General features: G+C 45.8%; 14 protein-coding genes and 1 pseudogene. 7 read left to right on the top strand and 8 right to left on the bottom strand.

Features of this window, described 5'->3' with window-relative positions; translation table 11 throughout:
- Positions 1–184 precede the first annotated feature (184 nt).
- From IJ23_RS01770 to IJ23_RS01745, 6 genes and pseudogenes are all read left to right on the top strand, one after another.
- On the top strand, positions 185–1,795 hold the full coding sequence (locus tag IJ23_RS01770) for a peptide ABC transporter substrate-binding protein (RefSeq protein ID WP_033905169.1): 1,611 nt from the start codon (positions 185–187) through the stop codon (positions 1,793–1,795).
- Positions 1,796–1,939: 144 nt separating this feature from the next.
- The gene (oppB, locus tag IJ23_RS01765; protein WP_005377838.1) at positions 1,940–2,860 is read left to right on the top strand and encodes an oligopeptide ABC transporter permease OppB; all 921 of its coding nucleotides are present in this window, start codon (positions 1,940–1,942) and stop codon (positions 2,858–2,860) included.
- A gap of 9 nt (positions 2,861–2,869) precedes the next feature.
- A complete protein-coding gene (locus IJ23_RS01760; RefSeq protein WP_005377839.1) occupies positions 2,870–3,802 on the top strand; it encodes an ABC transporter permease subunit in 933 nt (310 codons plus the stop codon).
- 10 nt (positions 3,803–3,812) lie between these two features.
- A complete protein-coding gene (locus IJ23_RS01755; protein WP_033905168.1) occupies positions 3,813–4,796 on the top strand; it encodes an ABC transporter ATP-binding protein in 984 nt (327 codons plus the stop codon).
- A 9-nt stretch (positions 4,797–4,805) separates the two neighbouring features.
- Positions 4,806–5,798, top strand: a pseudogene (locus IJ23_RS01750) (ABC transporter ATP-binding protein).
- Complete coding sequence (locus IJ23_RS01745) at positions 5,798–7,594, top strand: aminopeptidase P family protein (RefSeq protein ID WP_033905167.1); 1,797 nt, start codon at positions 5,798–5,800, stop codon at positions 7,592–7,594. The pseudogene IJ23_RS01750 and the gene IJ23_RS01745 overlap by 1 nt, the downstream one beginning before the upstream one ends.
- 166 nt (positions 7,595–7,760) lie before the next feature.
- On the opposite strand, the gene IJ23_RS01740 is transcribed toward IJ23_RS01745, so the two are convergent.
- Entirely contained in the window at positions 7,761–10,205 is a 2,445-nt protein-coding gene (locus tag IJ23_RS01740) for a collagenase (protein ID WP_033905166.1), read from the bottom strand.
- A 302-nt stretch (positions 10,206–10,507) separates the two neighbouring features.
- On the opposite strand from IJ23_RS01740, the gene IJ23_RS01735 reads away from it, so the two are divergent.
- Positions 10,508–10,942, top strand: coding sequence for a hypothetical protein (locus IJ23_RS01735; RefSeq protein ID WP_033905164.1), 435 nt, complete (start codon positions 10,508–10,510; stop codon positions 10,940–10,942).
- A gap of 120 nt (positions 10,943–11,062) precedes the next feature.
- Here the strand turns inward: IJ23_RS01735 and IJ23_RS01730 are convergent, their stop codons facing one another.
- The 7 genes from IJ23_RS01730 to IJ23_RS01700 form a co-directional block, all read right to left on the bottom strand.
- A complete protein-coding gene (locus tag IJ23_RS01730) occupies positions 11,063–11,911 on the bottom strand; it encodes an ABC transporter permease (RefSeq protein ID WP_033905163.1) in 849 nt (282 codons plus the stop codon).
- A 2-nt stretch (positions 11,912–11,913) separates the two neighbouring features.
- Positions 11,914–13,194 (bottom strand): ABC transporter permease, encoded by a 1,281-nt coding sequence (locus IJ23_RS01725; protein ID WP_033905162.1) that lies wholly within the window; start codon positions 13,192–13,194, stop codon positions 11,914–11,916.
- The gene (locus IJ23_RS01720) at positions 13,191–14,312 is read right to left on the bottom strand and encodes an ABC transporter ATP-binding protein (protein WP_033905161.1); all 1,122 of its coding nucleotides are present in this window, start codon (positions 14,310–14,312) and stop codon (positions 13,191–13,193) included. The genes IJ23_RS01725 and IJ23_RS01720 overlap by 4 nt, the downstream gene beginning before the upstream one ends.
- Before the next feature lie 73 nt (positions 14,313–14,385).
- Positions 14,386–15,300, bottom strand: a complete 915-nt coding sequence (locus IJ23_RS01715) for a dihydrodipicolinate synthase family protein (protein WP_033905160.1) — start codon at positions 15,298–15,300, stop codon at positions 14,386–14,388.
- Positions 15,301–15,356: 56 nt separating this feature from the next.
- The gene (locus IJ23_RS01710; protein WP_033905159.1) at positions 15,357–16,331 is read right to left on the bottom strand and encodes an ornithine cyclodeaminase family protein; all 975 of its coding nucleotides are present in this window, start codon (positions 16,329–16,331) and stop codon (positions 15,357–15,359) included.
- An 86-nt stretch (positions 16,332–16,417) separates the two neighbouring features.
- Positions 16,418–17,491, bottom strand: a complete 1,074-nt coding sequence (locus tag IJ23_RS01705) for a polyamine ABC transporter substrate-binding protein (RefSeq protein WP_033905158.1) — start codon at positions 17,489–17,491, stop codon at positions 16,418–16,420.
- A gap of 123 nt (positions 17,492–17,614) precedes the next feature.
- Positions 17,615–18,871 (bottom strand): NAD(P)/FAD-dependent oxidoreductase, encoded by a 1,257-nt coding sequence (locus tag IJ23_RS01700; RefSeq protein ID WP_033905157.1) that lies wholly within the window; start codon positions 18,869–18,871, stop codon positions 17,615–17,617.
- Positions 18,872–18,926: the final 55 nt, after the last annotated feature.

Here is an 18,926-nt window from a genome sequence, read left to right as displayed (position 1 = left end):
AAAATTACTTCCCGTCATGCCAACTTGATATCAGATCTTCAAAGAAATTCCCCTAGCTCACTTTTTGAGACTAGACAGCTCAACACCTGACACCCTGTTACAGTAATGTTAAAACTCGATTGTGTAGACAATTTATACAATATACATTTTTGGCATCTTTCAGGATGAAAAGAGTGAGACAAGGATGAAATTACCTAAGTTGCTTTTATTAGCGTCGATGATGAGTCCAATACTGGCAACATCAAGCTATGCCGCGCCGTATCCCGTAGGTGTGACCCTCGATGAGACACAAGAAATTACGCTAAACAATGGGGCTGAAGTTACTTCTATTGACCCAGCCAAGCAAGCCGCAGAGCCCGCTTTCAATCTCGGTCGAGACCTGTTTGAAGGTCTGGTCATTCAAGATAAGCAAGGTAAAACCATTCCTGGTGTTGCTGAATCTTGGTCAGTCAATGACAACAATACGGTTTATACCTTCCACTTACGTGATGCAAAATGGTCAAATGGCGAAACGGTCACTGCACAAGATTTTGTCTACAGTTGGCAACGCTTACTGAATCCAAGCACTGCTTCACCGTACGCTTGGTTTGCAGCCATTCCAAATATCGAAAACTCGCAAGCCATTATGAAGGGCGAAGCCGAGCCTGAGTCTTTGGGCGTGAAGGCGCTGGATGAAAAAACATTCCAGGTTACACTCGAAGAGCCTATTCCCTTCTTTACGAAACTATTAAGTCATCCAGTGCTTGCCCCCGTTCATAAAGCGACCATTGAAAAACATGGCAACCGTTGGACCCAGCCTGAGCATATCGTTACAAATGGTGCGTTTACTGTCTCTGAATGGAAAGTTAACGAAAAACTGGTGATGGTTAAAAATCCACATTATTGGGACGCAAGCAATGTAGTGCTGGAAAAAGTCACCTGGCTACCAATTGGTGATGCAAACGTAGTGCTAAACCGCTACCTAGCTGGTGAGATAGACCAAGCGGTTTCCATTCCTGCCGCCCAGAAGAAAAAGTTAATTCAACAACGCCCACAAGAAGTGGCAAGCACCAGTGCGTCTCTTGGCTCCACATTCTATTACCTCAACACTCAACAAGGGCCAACAAAAGACGTGCGGGTTCGTAAAGCCCTCTCATATGCCATTGACCGTCAACTATTAACGAGTGCTATTTTGAGAAACGGTGGGGTTCCAATGTATACCCTTGTGCCACCTCAAACAGATGGTTTTAAATCTCACACTCCAGAGTTCGCAACTTGGAACCGCCATAAACGTATCGAAAAAGCGCAGCAATTACTGTCAGAAGCTGGATACGATAAAAGCAATCCGCTTAAGTTAACGTTTACCGTACCAACTTTCTCGATGGACGTAAAAATGGCAACCACCATGGCAGGCATGTGGAAAAGCCGGTTGGGTGCGCAAGTCACGATAAAACAGCTAGAACCGAAAGTGTTCTACGCACTTAAAGAGCCGACCGACATTACTCGCGGCGGCTGGACGGCCGACTACAATGAAGCCTCTACATGGTTGGATATCTTCGTTTCTAGTGGTGAGTACAACGATTCTCGTTATAACAACCCGCAATACGACGAGTTAATGGCTCGCTCAAAGACCATGAGCAACCCATCAGAACTGTATTTACAAGCAGAAAGCATGCTGATTGAAGACATGGCCATTATTCCTATTTATCGTCCGGGTAACGATCAATACCTCATCAAGCCTTACGTGGGCGGCTACGAACTGACAAACCCTGAGTCGTCGTACTACCGCAAGAATGTCTATGTAAAAGCCCACTAAAAGCATGTTTTCGGTCTGAGTCGGCAAGTTCAATGTTTACTTGCCGTTCCTCATATCTCTCGGTGGAGAAGGCAACCTGAGCTCAGACCATTTTTTATTCATAACCGTTCGAAGTGATTTCGGATGACCAAAGGATGATGGATCATGATTTGGTACATTGTTAAGCGATTAGCTATCGCTATCCCCACGCTTCTATTCATCGCACTCGTATCATTTTGGCTGATGCACATTGCACCAGGGGGACCATTTGATATGGAACGGCCTATGCCAGAAGTGGTACGTGCGAATATCGAAGCAAAATTCCATTTGGACCAGCCCTTCCTTACTCAGTTTTGGATTTACATTGGTAATTTCATACAAGGAGATCTCGGTCCGAGCTTCGTTTATCAAGACTTCAGTGTTACACAGCTCGTCGCACAATCATGGCCAGTTTCAGCAGTATTAGGCGTACTCTCCTTTTGCATTTCCGTTCCACTTGGCATGTTGCTTGGCACCATTGCGGCATTGAACCGAAATAGCCGCCTAGATTACGGCCTGATGACACTTTCGATGACTGGAGTTGTAGTTCCGGCTTTCGTGCTTGCTCCAGTTTTAGTCATGATCTTCGCTATTCAGCTCGGCTGGTTCCCTGCTGGTGGTTGGGAAGGAGGAAAGCTGGCTTTTCTTGTTCTTCCCGTGCTCAGCCTAGCGATTGGCTCCATTGCGAGTATTGCACGCGTCATGCGTGGCGCAATGATTGAAACACTCAACCAACCATACATTCGAACGGCAAAGGCCAAAGGTTTGTCCACAACCTACATTTTATTCCATCACGCTTTGCGACCATCCCTGATTCCCGTCGTTGCGATGCTCGGCCCTGCGTTTGTGTCTGTCGTGACAGGCTCGGTAATTATCGACATTTTCTTTGGTACAGGTGGCATGGGACAACACTTTGTGTCTGGGGCTCTCAACCGCGACTACGGCCTAGTAATGGGCATTACTCTGATTGTCGCTTCACTCACTATCTTCTTTAACCTTGTGGTCGACTTGCTATATACGATTATCGACCCTCGTATACGCGTTTAGGAGTCCGGTATGTTAACGATCAAAAAACTGGATACACAAGCTCTTCAAGATCAAGTCGTCGACAATATTGAAGCCGTCGAAGGTCGCAGTCTTTGGCAGGATGCATGGACTCGATTTCGTAAAAACAGAGCCGCGATGACATCAGTGTATGTTTTGGCTTTCATTACCTTATGCATCACTTTCGGCCCCTCTCTTGCCGCTTTTGGCCATGATGAAATTGACTGGGAAGTGCTCATCGATCCATACGAGCTAGGGAAACCTTCACTGAGCAGTGGCCATTACTTTGGTACCGATGATCTCGGGCAAGATGTCTTCGCTCGCACGATGCAAGGTGGCAGGCTCTCTATTTTGGTAGGTTTTGTTGGCGCCTTAGTCGCCGTTGTTATTGGTACGATTTGGGGAAGTATTTCCGGCTATCTTGGCGGCGTTGTCGATAGCGTAATGATGCGCATTATTGAGGTGCTCGATTCGGTGCCATTTATGTTTATGGTTATCCTGTTTGTTACCCTTTTTGGCAACAACATCTACCTGATTTTTATCGTGATCGGAATGGTATCTTGGCTGGGCATTGCCCGTGTTGTACGTGGTGTCACCTTCGGTCTAAAAAAGCGAGAGTTCATCGAAGCCGCACACTCTATTGGGGTTTCTAAATTGACAATTGTCCGACGCCATGTTCTGCCTAATGTGCTTGGGATCGTGATGGTTTATTCCTCCTTAATGGTACCAGGATTCATTATGTTCGAATCGTTTTTGAGCTTCTTAGGGCTTGGTGTTCAACCACCAGACACGAGCTGGGGAATCCTAATTTCCGAAGGCGCAAAAACGATTGACGTTGCATTGTGGATGCTGCTTTTTCCCTCTCTGTTTTTAGTTGCCACCCTCTTTTGTTTTAACTTCATCGGCGATGGCTTGCGTGATGCTCTTGACCCGAAAGACCGATAAGGACAAACCCATGCTATCTATTGAAAACATGAACGTGCGCTTCGATACGCCAGATGGGCAAGTGCAAGCGGTCAGTAATCTCTCCTACTCGATTAAAGCGGGCGAAACTCTTGGGATTGTTGGGGAATCAGGTTCGGGAAAAAGCCAATCTGTTTTCGCATTAATGGGGTTAACCGCGGACAACGGCGCTGTGTCTGGAAGCGCAATGTTCCACGGTGATGATTTACTCGCGATGTCTAAAAAGCAGCTCAACCGCATCCGTGCAGAGAAAATCGGAATGATCTTTCAAGATCCGATGACGTCACTTAATCCATTCATGAAAATTGGCAAGCAGCTTTGTGAAGTTCTCATGATTCATAAAGGAATGAGCCGAAAACAAGCAAAAATGGAGTCCATTCACATGTTGGATGCGGTGCGTATTCCCTCTCCCGAAACTCGGATGAATCAATACCCTCACGAGCTATCTGGCGGAATGCGTCAGCGAATCATGATAGCGATGGCGTTGTTGTGTAAGCCCGAGTTGTTAATTGCAGACGAACCAACCACCGCATTAGATGTAACCGTTCAAGCTCAAATTTTGACGCTATTACGAGACTTACAACAAGAGTTCAACACCGCAATTTTACTGATCACTCACGATATGGGCGTCGTCGCCGAGATGTGTGATCGCGTATTGGTCATGTATGGTGGTCAAAAAATGGAGCAATCAGATACCGAGACATTGTTCGCTCAACCTGCGCACCCCTATACTCAAGGCCTGCTAAAGGCTATTCCTTCTATCACTGAAGATATGCCACGTTTACCAACCATCCCAGGTAACCCACCAAGTGCGTTGATTAACCATAAAGGGTGTCCGTTTAGAGAGCGGTGCGAGCATCGAGAGACGCGTTGCCAATACGAAACCCCACGGTTTTCTCCATTAAACACGAGCCAGTCCATTGCCTGTCACGTTAACGCACCCAGTGTTATCACTCCTATTCAAATAAAAGCTTAAGGAGGCGTTATGAACAAAAAAGAAGTCCTCATGTCTGCTCGTGATTTAAACGTCCACTTTCCTGTTTCGCGTCACCTTATTCCAAGTCGACGTAAAATCGTGAAAGCGGTCAATGGTATCGACTTAGATGTTTATCGAGGCGAAACACTTGGCATTGTGGGGGAATCAGGCTGCTGAAAATCAACGCTTGCACGCGCCTTACTTCGCTTAATTGAACCTACACATGGCGAGTTGACTTGGAAAGGTCAAGACATGCTCGGGTTTAGTAAAAAAGAGCTTTCCTCTCGACGTAGAGAATTTCAGATGGTGTTTCAAGACCCATCCGCTTGTTTGAATCCGAGATTAACCATCTCAGAATGCATCGCCGAACCACTGCTCACCCACGAGCCACAACTTAAACGGGCAGAGGTAGAAAAGCGTGTCATCGCTATGATGGATAAAGTGGGTCTCTTGGCGAGCCAGCGAAACCGCTATCCACATGAATTTTCCGGAGGTCAATGCCAGCGTGTGGGCATTGCTAGAGCGTTAATTCTCAATCCAGATTTGGTCGTGTGTGATGAACCCGTTAGCGCACTAGATGTCTCCATACAAGCTCAGGTCATCAATCTTCTAGACGATCTTAAACAAGAAATGGGGTTAACACTGGTAATGATTGCGCACGACTTAAGCGTGGTGCGCCATATCAGCGACCGCGTTATGGTGATGTATCTTGGTAAACCTATGGAAGTAGGACGTTACGATCAAGTATTTGATGATGCACAACACCCCTACACCAAAGCACTGTTATCTGCTGTCCCGATAGCTAATCCGCAATTAGCACGTGACCGTGAAATACAACTATTGCCCGGCGACCTTCCTTCTCCACTTAATCCACCGAGCGGTTGCGTTTTTCGTACTCGATGCCCAGAAGCCACAGAAGTATGCGAGCAACAGAACCCAATAAAAACAGGCTCGGAGCAGCATCATATCTATTGCTCAAATATGACTTTAGGAACCATTTAATGAACAATACTAACTCAGTAAACCAACGCCTTACGTTATTGCGTGAGGCAATGTCCTTTCACAACGTGTCTGCATATATCGTGACCAACAATGACCCACATAACAGTGAATACTCAGCGGATCATTGGTTAGCGCGAAGCTGGATTTCAGGTTTTACCGGTTCTGCAGGCGATGTCGTCATTACCCAACAAGGTGGTGGCCTGTGGACTGATGGTCGTTACTATATTCAAGCTGAAGAACAGTTACACGGCACAGGACTTGAACTGTTTAAAGCCAAACAACCAGAAACACCGACAATTGCCAAATGGCTGGCTACCACGCTCCCAGAAAACAGTATTGTCGCGGTTGACGGTCGCGCCATCAGTTACGCTTTTTATCAAGGCCTCAAACAAGCCTTTGAAACGAAAAACATTAAGATCATTGTCGACCTGGATTTACTCACACCGATTTGGCTTGAAAGACCACCTCGCCCAAGTGCACCCGTATTCGAGCACCCCACCGCTTTTGCTGGCGTTGACACTGAAAATAAGTTAGCGAGAATCCGTTCTTGGTTAACCGAGAACCAAGTAGATAGCTTATTAGTGTCAACGCTAGATGATGTCATGTGGACAATGAATATTCGAGGTGGTGATACGAATTACTGCCCAGTTTCTGAAGCCTATCTAGTCGTAGAGCAATCACTTGCGACACTGTTTATTGATAAAGCCAAACTGCCTCAAGACGTTGAAAGAGCGCTGACCGAGCAGAGTGTACACATTCGCCATTACAACTACGTAAGTCAGTATTTGAATCAGCAATGTGAGGGATTATCGCTCGCTTTTAACCCGACCCACACAGACAGCTTATTGGTGAGTTCGATTGAAGGGAATGTGAATCTAAAGCCAATGGCTTGCCCTGTAACGGCAATGAAGGCCATAAAAAATGCGACCGAGCTAACTAGCCTAGAACAGGCATTAACAGATGATGGTGTGGCAATCGTAAGGTTTATGAACTGGCTCGAAGAGCAAGTTCCAAGCGGACTCGTTACAGAATTGTCTGCTGAGGCACAACTGAATCACTATCGCCGTCAAACCCGACATTATGTGAGTGACAGTTTCCGCACTATCGCAGGCTTCGCGGCTCACGGGGCAAAAATGCATTATGCCGCCGATGAAGAAAGCAATGCGGCAGTCAATGAAAGCAACTTCTTTCTCGTCGATTCTGGTGGCCAATACCTTGGCGGGACAACAGACATCACCCGTACTTTCCACTTCGGGTCACCGACCATTAAGCAGCGCAAAGATTATACCTTGGTGCTCAAAGCGGTCATCCGACTGACTCAGACTCGATTCATGAAAGGCTCTACGGGTGCCAATCTTGATATCATGGCGCGTGGCGTCTTATGGCAACATGGTATTGATTACAAGTGCGGCACTGGACACGGCGTGGGCATTTGCTTGAATGTTCACGAAGGCCCACAAAATTTCTCGCAAAGCCACCACGAGGTTGAACTAAAACCGGGTATGGTCATTACTAATGAACCAGGCGTTTATCGCGAAGGTGAGTACGGGGTAAGAATAGAGAACATTCTTAAAGTTGTAGAAGTAGAACAAAATGAGTTCGGCACGTTTTACGGTTTTGAGACCATCACTCTTGCTCCAATTGCGACCAACGCCCTTGATTTATCAATGCTAGATCAAGCAGAGCTAGACTGGCTCAATCATTACCATTCACGAGTCTATCAAGCACTTAGCCCTTTTCTTGATACGCAAGATAAAAACTGGCTTCAACGCACAACCCAACTTATTGAGAAATAGGATATCAGCAAGCTTTATAACGTTTTCATTTTCATCTCAAACTCCTTGTTTGCCAGCCTTCGGGCTGGCTTTTTTTATAGAGATAACGGTGTGAAAAACAAAAACGCCCCGCAATATTTGCGAGGCGATCAATTAAATTAAATTAAAATGATGCAGTTAAAATGCCCTACTGACGACACTTCTGAGCATCAAAATCAACGACGATGGCGGCATTCTCAAAGTCACCAGATACTTTAACGTAGCCCCAGTAGTTACTCTGATTTGACAACGTAATACACTCTCCATTACCAATATTATCTGACCATCCGTGAAGATTAGTATCATCCGGCCAACCGGAGTTACTGTATTCAAGCTTTAAGTTACCCGTACCGTTCCCCGTCGTTATCGCCAGATTTAAGCTCTCATTCACCGCTGGCACGCTCAGCCAAATGGTTTGTTGATTTGCCAAGCAAACTGGTTCTCCTGCTGTTAAGCGCCCACCGCTTACTTTACTTTGCACCGCGCAGTCTTGTGGCAATGTGTCATTACCGCCCGACGCTGAGATAACAACAGTATGAGTGGCGGTTGCCGTCAAGCCTTCACTGTCTGTCACACTTAGGCTGACCGAATACTCCCCTTCACTCCCATATTGGTGCGTCGGCTTGGTTTGTGTACTTGTCGAGCCATCACCGAAGTCCCATAAGACGCTGACGATCTTCCCGTTTGGGTCTGTACTGTTTTCACTGCTAAATGTAATGCTTTCACCGACTTTCCCCTTACTGTTTGCGGTTATGACTGCATTAGGTGCACCATTTGAGACAAGGGCTTGCTGCCACTGCTCAAACTCACTTTGATACAAATTCGCCCATTGGGTGGTCGTGGCCTTGTAATTGCTCCAATTCCCTTGGCGTGTTTCCACCAGCATTTGGTTTACGTCATCTTTATGATTTTCAAACATAAAACGTACAGCTAAGTACCCCCAACGATAAATTCGATCGACATCAAACCCATCATAAGTAGTCTCGAAAATCTCACTTAAGGTATACGTCGAGCCGTCTAAAATCGTATCAAGTGCTGCTTGGTTGTCATTTTCTTGAGCGACATACTCTGCAATGCCTTCACTCCACCACACTATTTTTTCAGTTGGATGACTAAACCCTCCATAGAGATCAAATCGACCATCTAAGTAATGCACGTATTCGTGCTCTAAGTTCCAGACAAAGTGATCCGCGTTCGCATAAGAGGCTTCATAAGCAATAAAGTTGGGAATATTCCCCGGCTGGGAAGGATCGCCCTCCAAGTACATACCGCCATTGTCAGTACTAATATCGAAAATTGGCCCTGCGTACTTACCATAATCGGTGCTTGAATCGAAGATATTGACTTGGAGCTGAGTGTTGTGGTCATCTTTTACTGGCTGTTCACCAGTTTCTAATGACTGATGAAAGTAACCCTCTTCGTAACCCATTTTAGAACATGCGGCCGCGTGTTGCTCTTGCGTCATATTCTGGGACAATATTCGAATTGTTGGACTACAAGTATAAGTTTGCGATAGCACTAAGCCTTTTAGCTCAGTTTCGAAATTACAAATTCCGAACTCACTACAATCTGCGTAATATGAGGCGGTGTCCGCCGCCGCAAGCCAAACCGCGTCACCCCGACCATACATTTCATACTGTTCAAAGATTCGACTTAGCTGACTCTTCACCACAGAACTCGCGTTACCCGCATACTTGGTCAAACGCCCGAGCTCTCGCCCCGCATTCGCGGCCATAAACTCATCTTCAGCACCGATTGATGACGCCCTTAGAGCGAAATCGCCTAAAGCTTTGGCAAGGTCCATTTGATTGCCAATTATTTGCACAAATTGCTCGTTCCACTGCCCACCAAACAAAATAGTAAAAACACCGTTAACCGCATTGCGCATATACCAGTGCTGGGCGTATTGATCATTCCAACGAGTAAGCCACTGGGTCACTTGTGGTAAGTACGCGTGCTGCAAGCCCGCACTATCCATAGTGATGATGACTTCACTAAGCACTTTGCCGTGACGATCGCTGTTCTCGTAGAAGTTTGCGTTGTTAACAAACGCATCCACGGATTCTTTCACCGCTGGTGTGACCCATTCAATAAATGAGATGTTGTCATTGTAAAACTCGGCGTAATAACCCGCGCGCAAGTATAAGAACAACGTTTCTAGTTCATCGCTCCCGCCACCTGTATACCCCTTCGCCAATGTCGTAGTACGCTTCGCAATGTTGTACATATGATCGGAGCTAAATACCGACTCTTGAATCCGACTTTCAGCAGAGAATAGCTGGTTCACACACGTCGCGCCCTGACTTAAAATTTCGCCGATCAATTGGTTACTGCTTTCGGTAACCAATGCTTCCAAATCACAAGCAGTGCTCGACTCATCAAGGCTTTCAAGTGACTGTACTCGAGTTGCCTTGGAGGGCTGAATAGGGAGAGTTGCGGTTGGTTGGTATTCAACTCGATTGGATTCAACACCGTGTGTATGAGCCGAATGTGCATGTTGCTCTGTAACTTGAGAAACTGGCTCGCTTAACGCAAATACGCCAGTGCTGGTTAATGTTGTCGCAATCGCGACACTCAAAGTCTTCAGTTCCATCTAATTTCTTCTATATTGAGTTTTCCTTAGATGCATTACGTCTTTTGCATCGCCACTGCCCTTATTACTGCAAGAGCATCACCATATAATCTACTCGCAAGACAAGAAGAAACATTTTGTTAACAACTAGATGTGGCGGTGTCAGTTTTTGGTACTCGAGTTGCCGTTGCACGAGCTTGCCAGAAATCGATTTGCTTTAATAATATTGATCAACTAGTTGTTTATCTTTCCATTCAAATATCTTTTATTGCTCCTCACAAAAGCTATAAAATGGTTTCTTTTCTTTTTGCTAAACAACTCCTATGACCGACGCTGATATTGAGCTACAACACCTTTGGTTAGAAGTCCAAGCCGAACGCTGGCAAAACCTGCCACGCTTTTTATTCAGTTACTACTGCTACAAGCACAACCTTGTCAGTAAAGCCAACAAAGTTTGCTGGGAGACGGCACGTGCAAACCTGCCCGCTTCAACATCAATAAAAGAGCGAAAAAACGCGGTGGTTGAACCGTTAGTCTCTGAGGAAACCGTCGTTGGGTTATTGAAAGCCATCAGCAAAGACGGGGAAATGACGTTTGACGTGGTGGGAACCACACTTGATGCGTTTTTACACTATGTTGTGATTAGCAAGGAAGAAAAAGCGCGACTTAAATCAAACATGCCAGCTAGTTGGTATCAGCAATCAAACAAGTCGCCTTTGGCACGTTTCGAGCAAGCTGGCATTAAGCTACAAGAGTGATATGTCAGTCATCGCTGACGACAAACACAAAAGAAAAGCGCCTACAATGAGGCGCATTTGATCAAAAATTGAGGTGCCCCTAAACAAAAGTGCAAAGTGACCAACAAAGAAAAAGTCTGGTTATTCTTGAATGCCTCGAATGCGTACATTACGTCTACGTAAAACTTCTAATGTCACGAGCAAACACACCGACATAAAAATCAGCAACGTAGCGACCGCCAATATGGTCGGACTAATTTGCTCTCGAATTCCTGACCACATCTGCCTCGGAACGGTTTTTTGTTCTGCCCCAGTCAGGAATAACGCCACCACAACCTCGTCGAACGATGTGCCAAAGGCAAACAAGCCGCCAGAAATCATCCCCGGACGAATCAGAGGAAAGGTAATGTGTCTGAAAGTATAAAAAGGGTTTGCGCCTAAGCTAGCCGCCGCTTTTACCAAGCTATGGTCAAAGCCGCTTAACGTCGCAGTAACGGTAATGACGACAAAAGGCGTACCTAAAGCAGCGTGTGCCAAAATGACGCCTAGATAAGTTTGTGACAAGCCAAGGCGCGTGTAGAAAAAGTACATCGCAGCAGCAGAGATAATGACTGGTACGATCATGGGTGAGATCAACAGCGCCATAATCGTATTGCGAAAAGGCAAATTACTACTGGCTAAACCCAACGCCGCCAGAGTTCCCAGCCCTGTTGCAACGAGTGTCGCCATAAAAGCAATGAACGTGCTATTTTTCAGCGCCAACAGCCACTGATCACTAGTAAACATTTCTTGATACCAGCGAGTAGAATACGCTTCCGAATCAAGGTTTAACATCCCCTCGGTAAAAGTAAAGTAAGGCGTTGCATTAAACGATAACGGGATGATGGTCAGAATTGGAGCGATTAAAAAGAACAGCACCAACCCACAAAAAGCTAAGTAACCTGCGTAAGCAACTCGCTCTACTTTTGATGCATAGTTTGGTAATGCCATGGTTATCCTCCTACCTTAAGGTTATTAATACCAACCACACGGTTGAACATATAAAACAGAACCAGTACAACGAACAAAAGCAGTCCACCCAATGCGCCAGCCATCCCCCAGTTCAGTGATGTCTGCATATGATAGGCAATCATATTGGAGATCATCTGTCCGCTTCTTCCACCAACCAAAGCGGGCGTAATGTAGAAGCCAATAGAAAGAATGAAAGTAAGCAAGGCCCCCGCACCTATCCCCGGTAACGTAAGCGGCATATAAACTTTGATGAACGCAATGAAAGGCGTCGCGCCTAGAGAACGAGCGGCACGGAAATAAGTTGGGCTAATTCCTTTCATTACGCTATACAGAGGCAGGATCATAAAAGGCAACAGAATGTGCACCATAGACACCACCGTTCCGAAGGTATTGTGAATCATCTGAATTCGCTCAGAAGTAAAACCCGACCAAATAAGGAGATCATTAATGACCCCTTGGTTTTGCAGCAGAACAATCCAAGACGTGGTTCTGACTAATAATGATGTCCAAAATGGCAGCAGCACAATGATTAAAAGTAAGTTCGCGCGCTTATCAGGTAAATTGGCAAGCAGGTAAGCAACGGGGTACGCCATCACCAAACAAATTAAGGTGATTGAAATAGACATCCAAAAAGTTTTAAAGAAAAGGTCGACGTATATTTGGCGTTTTTCTGGTTGGGGTTCAATGTCTCCAAACTCATTCACTTGCAAGTCTAGCGCTGCAAGATAATGACTGAATGTTAATGCGCCACTAAGATTCTTAAACGCCGCCCAATATTTAGGATTAGCCCAACGCTTATCCAGCTTAGCTAGCTGTGTCACCGAGCTCGGCAGCGACGTCAAACGAGACAACTTTCTGCCGGTTTTCATGAGTAAACTGCGCATACCAGACTCTTCAATATTCATCCGGTTGGCTATTTTCGGCAGCTCTTTTCTTTGATAAAGCGCAAGTACTTCAACAGAGAATGCCTCAATGACTTCTTGATGAGGCTGACCTTGATAATCCCAACTTTCTAAGGCTTGAATAGTTTGTGGTAGTGACAGGGATATTTCTCGGTTATCCACGCTTCGATAAAGCATGTCGAGGATAGGAAAAGCAAACGTAAGCAGAATAAAACACACCAATGGCGTTGTGAGCATAATGGAGCGAAGCTTTTTTCGGCGCTCGGCCTTTTGCAACTGCGCTTTCAAATTGGTTTCTTGCTCATGAACTTGGCGTTCGATTTCCAATACAGAATCTAATGCGGTTAGCTCTCTACTCATGCTGCTACCTCGCTACTTTGAGTTTGTGTCCCATCAAGAGCATGGCAATCGTCACTTTGCCAACCAATACGACAAATTGAGCCAGGCGTTAACTGCAAGTGTTTACGATTATCGTTAGGTGCTTTAACGATGAAGTGACCAACGCTCTCTACTTCGACGACCAGACGATAATGATCACCGTGATAAATCAATTCTCGTAGGACGCCCGAGACTTGGTTCTCACAAGACGCTTTCTCTGGTTGAATAACAATCTTTTCTGGTCGAATGGAAAGTGTTGTTCTCTGCCCTTGCTCAGAGACTCTGACAGGTTTCGCAGTAAATAACTCTTTCCCAACGAGCACTTGGCAATACTTTCCGTTCCACTCTTTGACTAAACCTGAGAGTTGGTTGTTTTCTCCGATAAACTGCGCAACAAACGTATTACTCGGAGATTCATAAAGCTCGGTTGGTGTCGCGAGTTGTTGCACTTCGCCGTGATTAAAAACCGCAATACGGTCGGACATAGTGAGAGCTTCGTCTTGATCGTGCGTCACATACAAAATGGTAGTGCCAAGCTTTTCATGCAAATGTTTAATTTCCATCTGCATTTGCTCACGCAGCTGCTTATCTAACGCGCCTAGTGGTTCATCCATCAACACGAGTTTAGGCTCAAACACTAATGCTCGCGCTAACGCAACACGCTGTTGTTGACCACCTGATAACTGCTTCGGGTATCGAGTCGCAACATGCTCAAGCTCGACCATTTCTAATACACTCCGAACTTTGCTTTGAATCGTGTCACTGTCGAGTTTTCGCACCTTTAAAGGAAACGCAAGATTCTCAGCAATGGTCATATGTGGAAACAACGCATAGTTTTGAAACACCATACCAATATCGCGCTTGTGCGGCGCGAGATGATTGACAGGAACGCCATCGATATAAATGTCTCCACCTGTCGCAGTTTCAAAGCCTGCTAGCATCATCAAGCAAGTGGTCTTGCCCGATCCTGACGGCCCCAACATAGTAACGAACTCTCCAGGAGCAATATCTAAGTTGAAGTCTTTCACCACCAAATTCGTGCCATCGTAGGTTTTCTTAACGTGTTGAAAGCTGACATAGTCCTTGTTTTCCGTGCTCATGACTTCCCTCTTCTCATTTTTTGAATATTACGAATGAGTAGAGCGTCAGTTAACGCTCTACTAAACAGCACAATTACAGATTGTATTTGGATAGGTCTAAGCGGGTTTCTAACGCATGTTCAACCATTTGAATGACTTGTTGACGCTCTTCACCTTGTAAGAGTTGGCGTGGCGCACGAACTTGTTCAGAGCCACGTCCGCAGACTTGCTCGGCCAATTTTATGCACTGAACCAGCGTAGGAATGGTGTCTAAACGCAGTAGGGGTAAGAACCAACGGTAGATCTCTAACGCTTCAGCATAACGACCTTGGCTTGCCAGTTTATAAATCGCAACGGACTCTTCTGGGAATGCGTTGGTTAAACCAGAAATCCAGCCGGTCGCACCTAGCATCAATGATTCAAGAGCGATGTCATCAACACCACTGAACACGGTAAAGCGGTCATCGAATTTATTGTAAAGCTCAGTGATACGACGAGTATCAGTGGTCGACTCTTTGATAGCTACAATACTTTCAAACTCAGCCAGTTTCGCCATAATATCGAGGTTTACATCTACACCATAAGCAACCGGGTTGTTGTAAATCATGATTGGCATTTCTGGCGTTGCTTCTGCTAGCGTGCGGTAATATTCGAACGTTTCGCTCTCAGACGTGCGGTAAACCATGGCAGGCATCACCATACAACCATCAATACCAATTTTGTGCGCATCCTGCATGTAATCAACAGCTGCTGTGGTAATAGACTCTGCTGTACCAGCAATCAAAGGCACACGGCCATTTACGACTTCTTTTGCCGCTTGCAAGACCTGGCGTTTCTCCTCCGGGTACAACGCACAGTTCTCACCGACAGTACCCAAGCAGATAATGCCATTCACACCATCTTTAATTTGGTTATCTATAACAGTTTGCGTTGCGTCTAAGTCGATTGACTGATCTTGACGGAATTGCGTACTGACCGCCGGATAAACACCTTTCCAATCAATTTTCATAAACTACTTTCCTTATATGTATATTGTATGCAATTTAAATGAACGAGCGAAAATGCTCAGACATGGCTATCTATGCCATTTTCTAACAACACCGCCTTTACAGCGGCCAAATCAGCCAAAGCACTGCCAACTGATTTGTATAAAGTAATGACCTCATCGTTTTGACGTCCTGAGATTTGTTGGGCGCAAAGCTGCGGTAATTCCCCTTTGATATCGTCTGAAGTGAACACGCCCTCTTGAATTGGAATGAGAAGATCGCCCGCTTCGGCTAATACATTAATACGGCTATCAACATACACCTGTGCTCGTTGCACTGCTTTAGAGTCGCATTCACGCTTGTCCAAGTCATGATTACCGACCAAATCAATATGGGTGCCCGGCTGCACGTCTGCGCCATTAAACAAAGGCTCTGCTGATGCGGTAATACAGCTGATGATATCAACGTGTTTGATAATGTGGTCCACATTTTCTACGACTGAAACGCGAAACCGACGCTCATCAGGAAGCGACTGATACTCTGAAGATGACACAATGGCATCTACCGTCGCCTCGGCTTTGTCTGAGTTGCGCCCCCAAATGTAAACCTGCTTAAGCGGGCGAACCGCAGCGTATGCCCAAGCAAAATAAGGCGCAAGATTGCCCGTTCCGCAGATCAACAAACGATCAGCATCGGGACGCGCTAAATAGTCCGCTGCCAACGCAGAAGCTGCGGCGGTGCGCCAAAACGTTAAAACTTTACCGTCCACGAGTGCGAGCGGCTCACCATCGTTTCGTCTGAAAACAAGCAGCTTAGATGCAAGCGTATCTTTGCCTTGCTCAGGGTTATGCGGGAAATACGTAAAGGCTTTCACCGCAATCAACTCCTGGTTCCAAGCTGGAAGTAGCGCAAACGCCTCGTATTCTCCCTCTTCTAAGGGCATGACTCGGCGTTGAGGTATTGTTGCTGGCCGCGAGTACATTTCACGCATCGTTTCAATAAGAGACTCCATTGTTAAACATTGCGCGACTTGCTGTGCTTCGATGACTTTCATTATTTCTCCGAAAACATAAATACAGTTGAGGAAAGTACGGAACCTCGCTTATGGATGAAAACTCGACCCCATACACAAATTAACGCCTAGTTAAGCAGCCAGGTATTGAACTCTTCATTGAGTTCATCCGCGTAGTCTGACCACCATTCATCGTTAATCAGGAAGGCGGTTTGGAAGTTTTGAGGTGCGGTAGGAAGGTTCGCTAAAATGTCTGGGTTCACCTCCGCCGAAGACGACTTACGCGTAGGCCCATAGGCAACGTACTTAGCTTGATCAGCTAATGGTTTTGTTCCTGAAGAAAAAGCAATGAAGTCCAATGCAAGCTTTGTGTTCTCACTCCCTTTAGGTATCGCCCATCCATTCATGTAACCCATTTGACGGTCCCATATAATCCGAAATGGTTGACCTTCATCCTTACGGGCATTGTGGATTCGGCCGTTAAACGCCGAGGCGATCACCACTTCTTTGTCTGCAAGCATTTGAGGTGGCTGGGCACCTGTTGTCCACCACAGTACTTCTGATTTGATCGTATCCAACTTAGCAAAAGCACGCTCACGCCCCGCTTCGGTTTCGAGCAGGCTGTAGACCTCTTCTGGCTTTACACCATCAGCCAATAGTGCCCACTCAAGATTGCCCTGAGGTTGTTTTTGCAATGCACGTCGACCTGGAAAAGTTTTTAGGTCAAAAAGATCGGTCAACTTGCTTGGCAAAGCCTTACCTTTAAACGCGTCTTCGTTCACCGCTAATACAGTGGACACTACGATGGTATTGATTGCGCACTCGTGAATCGCACCATCAATAAAATCCTCTTGTGCTGGTGTTCCATCTGCGCCCGGAGGCAAAATGCTTGGGTTCACTGGTTCTAGTAACCCTTCGGCGCAACCACGAACAATGTCTGGCTTGTCGAGAGAAACCAAATCCCAGCGCACGTTGTTCGCTTCCACCTGTGCTTTAATTTCAGCTAATCCGCCGCTGAAATCCTCGGATACGATCTCAACACCTGTTCTTTTAATGAAAGGCTTATGATATGCCTCCACTTGGCTCTTGGTGAATGCACCACCCCAAGATACGACCGTCAATTTGTCTTCAGCATAAGCAGAGGCCCCCAACAGCATTCCTGAAATCAACAGCGCCAATGGTGCTTTGGTCATTCGTGACATGTTTTACTCCTTTTGGTTGTTTTTCTGGAGGCATCCGAGTACGGCTGTTGGACACCATTTTTGTTAAAATTAAGTTAACATTAGCATTTAATATATTTTATACAATATTTAATATTAAATTTTTCAGGCGAATCGTTGTAATGAAAAAGGTGATAGATCAATCGATGTCGGCTTTCCTTCGATAAGCTCTAAAAGGAGATCTGCCGTAATCGCCGCTTGAGTTAATCCAAGGTGTTGGTGGCCAAATGCCAGTAATACATTTCCATCCCAAATGCTATCAATAACCGGTAACGAGTCGACTGTTGAAGGCCGATTACCCATCCACTTTTCTCCTTGCTTGAGTGGATTTAACTCCGATTCAAACATCTCATCACCTAACTGAAAAAGCATTTCTGAACGTTTCATATTGGGTGGTGATTCTACATCGGCATACTCAACAGTGCCTGCCAAGCGTAGCCCGCCAGACATCGGAGTCATGATGAATTTTCTATCGGCAGAGCTAATAGGAAATGGCAGTACATCACGCTTGTCATCCACCATTAGGTGATAACCACGCTCGGCTTGAATAGGCACTTTGACTCCGGTTAGCTGCCATATCAAAGGCTTAGAATGTACACCAGCGGCAACGATGATTCGGTCAAATGAATGTGTTTGAGACTCAACCAACACATCACCATTTTTCTCCAACGCAGATACACCTTTTTGTAAAATCTTACCGCCAAGAGCTTCAAAAGCTTCACTTAGCTCAACACAGATCTGATAAGGGTCTAGCGTATGTCCTGTATCGGGAAAAAAGACGCCGACACGAACCTTATGGCTGAGATCAGGTATCCGCTTTCGAATCGCCTCTTGCGTCCAAACTTGATACGCCACACCGTTTTTGGCCAGTGAGTTAAGCGTACTTTGGTAGTCTTTAAACAGTTTCTCGTTTTCAAAAGTGAGCAATGAACCATTCATTTTTATTAGATGCGCTTTTCCGATTGAATCAAGCACGCCACGCCAACTTGCCACTGACCGCTCGTTAAGAGTTTTAATCGCGTTTTTTGCCTGCTCCGCGGCTGATGGCTTTGTTTGTAATAGAAAACGAATCATCCACCCGATAGTGCTTGGAATATCTTGCCAACGGATCGAAACCGGACTTTTGGGATCTAGCAGCATTTTAGGTAATTGTGGAAGCAGCGCTGGCGTTGCAAGAGGGAAGATTTGCTCAGTCGCGATATGACCTGCATTTCCCTTAGAGCATCCATTCCCCACGCCATTGGGATCAAAAATTGTGACTTGATAACCTTGCTGCTGCAACTTCAATCCAATTGATAAGCCAATAATCCCCGCACCTATCACGGCGATCCTTTCCTTTTTTGTTTCATCCTTGACCAACATAAATATGCTCCGAGTCACACTTGAAAACGTAGATTGTATACAATATATTTTACAT

Origin of the sequence: Vibrio sp. OY15, from assembly GCF_000742455.1 — a bacterium.
In the GTDB taxonomy this organism is placed as follows: Bacteria; Pseudomonadota; Gammaproteobacteria; order Enterobacterales; family Vibrionaceae; genus Vibrio; species Vibrio alginolyticus.
Note: the sequence above shows the minus strand (reverse complement) of the source record. Positions and strands in the feature narration are given on the sequence as shown.

What these genes read in the sequence shown, in the direction of transcription:
- IJ23_RS01720 (WP_033905161.1), bottom strand. Translation starts at nt 14,312, where the DNA reads ATGAGCACGGAAAACAAGGACTATGTCAGCTTTCAACACGTTAAGAAA.
- IJ23_RS01710 (WP_033905159.1), bottom strand. Translation starts at nt 16,331, where the DNA reads ATGAAAGTCATCGAAGCACAGCAAGTCGCGCAATGTTTAACAATGGAG.
- IJ23_RS01730 (WP_033905163.1), bottom strand. Translation starts at nt 11,911, where the DNA reads ATGGCATTACCAAACTATGCATCAAAAGTAGAGCGAGTTGCTTACGCA.
- IJ23_RS01700 (WP_033905157.1), bottom strand. Translation starts at nt 18,871, where the DNA reads ATGTTGGTCAAGGATGAAACAAAAAAGGAAAGGATCGCCGTGATAGGT.
- IJ23_RS01745 (WP_033905167.1), top strand. Translation starts at nt 5,798, where the DNA reads ATGAACAATACTAACTCAGTAAACCAACGCCTTACGTTATTGCGTGAG.
- IJ23_RS01735 (WP_033905164.1), top strand. Translation starts at nt 10,508, where the DNA reads ATGACCGACGCTGATATTGAGCTACAACACCTTTGGTTAGAAGTCCAA.
- IJ23_RS01760 (WP_005377839.1), top strand. Translation starts at nt 2,870, where the DNA reads ATGTTAACGATCAAAAAACTGGATACACAAGCTCTTCAAGATCAAGTC.
- IJ23_RS01715 (WP_033905160.1), bottom strand. Translation starts at nt 15,300, where the DNA reads ATGAAAATTGATTGGAAAGGTGTTTATCCGGCGGTCAGTACGCAATTC.
- IJ23_RS01705 (WP_033905158.1), bottom strand. Translation starts at nt 17,491, where the DNA reads ATGTCACGAATGACCAAAGCACCATTGGCGCTGTTGATTTCAGGAATG.
- IJ23_RS01725 (WP_033905162.1), bottom strand. Translation starts at nt 13,194, where the DNA reads ATGAGTAGAGAGCTAACCGCATTAGATTCTGTATTGGAAATCGAACGC.
- IJ23_RS01755 (WP_033905168.1), top strand. Translation starts at nt 3,813, where the DNA reads ATGCTATCTATTGAAAACATGAACGTGCGCTTCGATACGCCAGATGGG.
- IJ23_RS01740 (WP_033905166.1), bottom strand. Translation starts at nt 10,205, where the DNA reads ATGGAACTGAAGACTTTGAGTGTCGCGATTGCGACAACATTAACCAGC.
- oppB (WP_005377838.1), top strand. Translation starts at nt 1,940, where the DNA reads ATGATTTGGTACATTGTTAAGCGATTAGCTATCGCTATCCCCACGCTT.
- IJ23_RS01770 (WP_033905169.1), top strand. Translation starts at nt 185, where the DNA reads ATGAAATTACCTAAGTTGCTTTTATTAGCGTCGATGATGAGTCCAATA.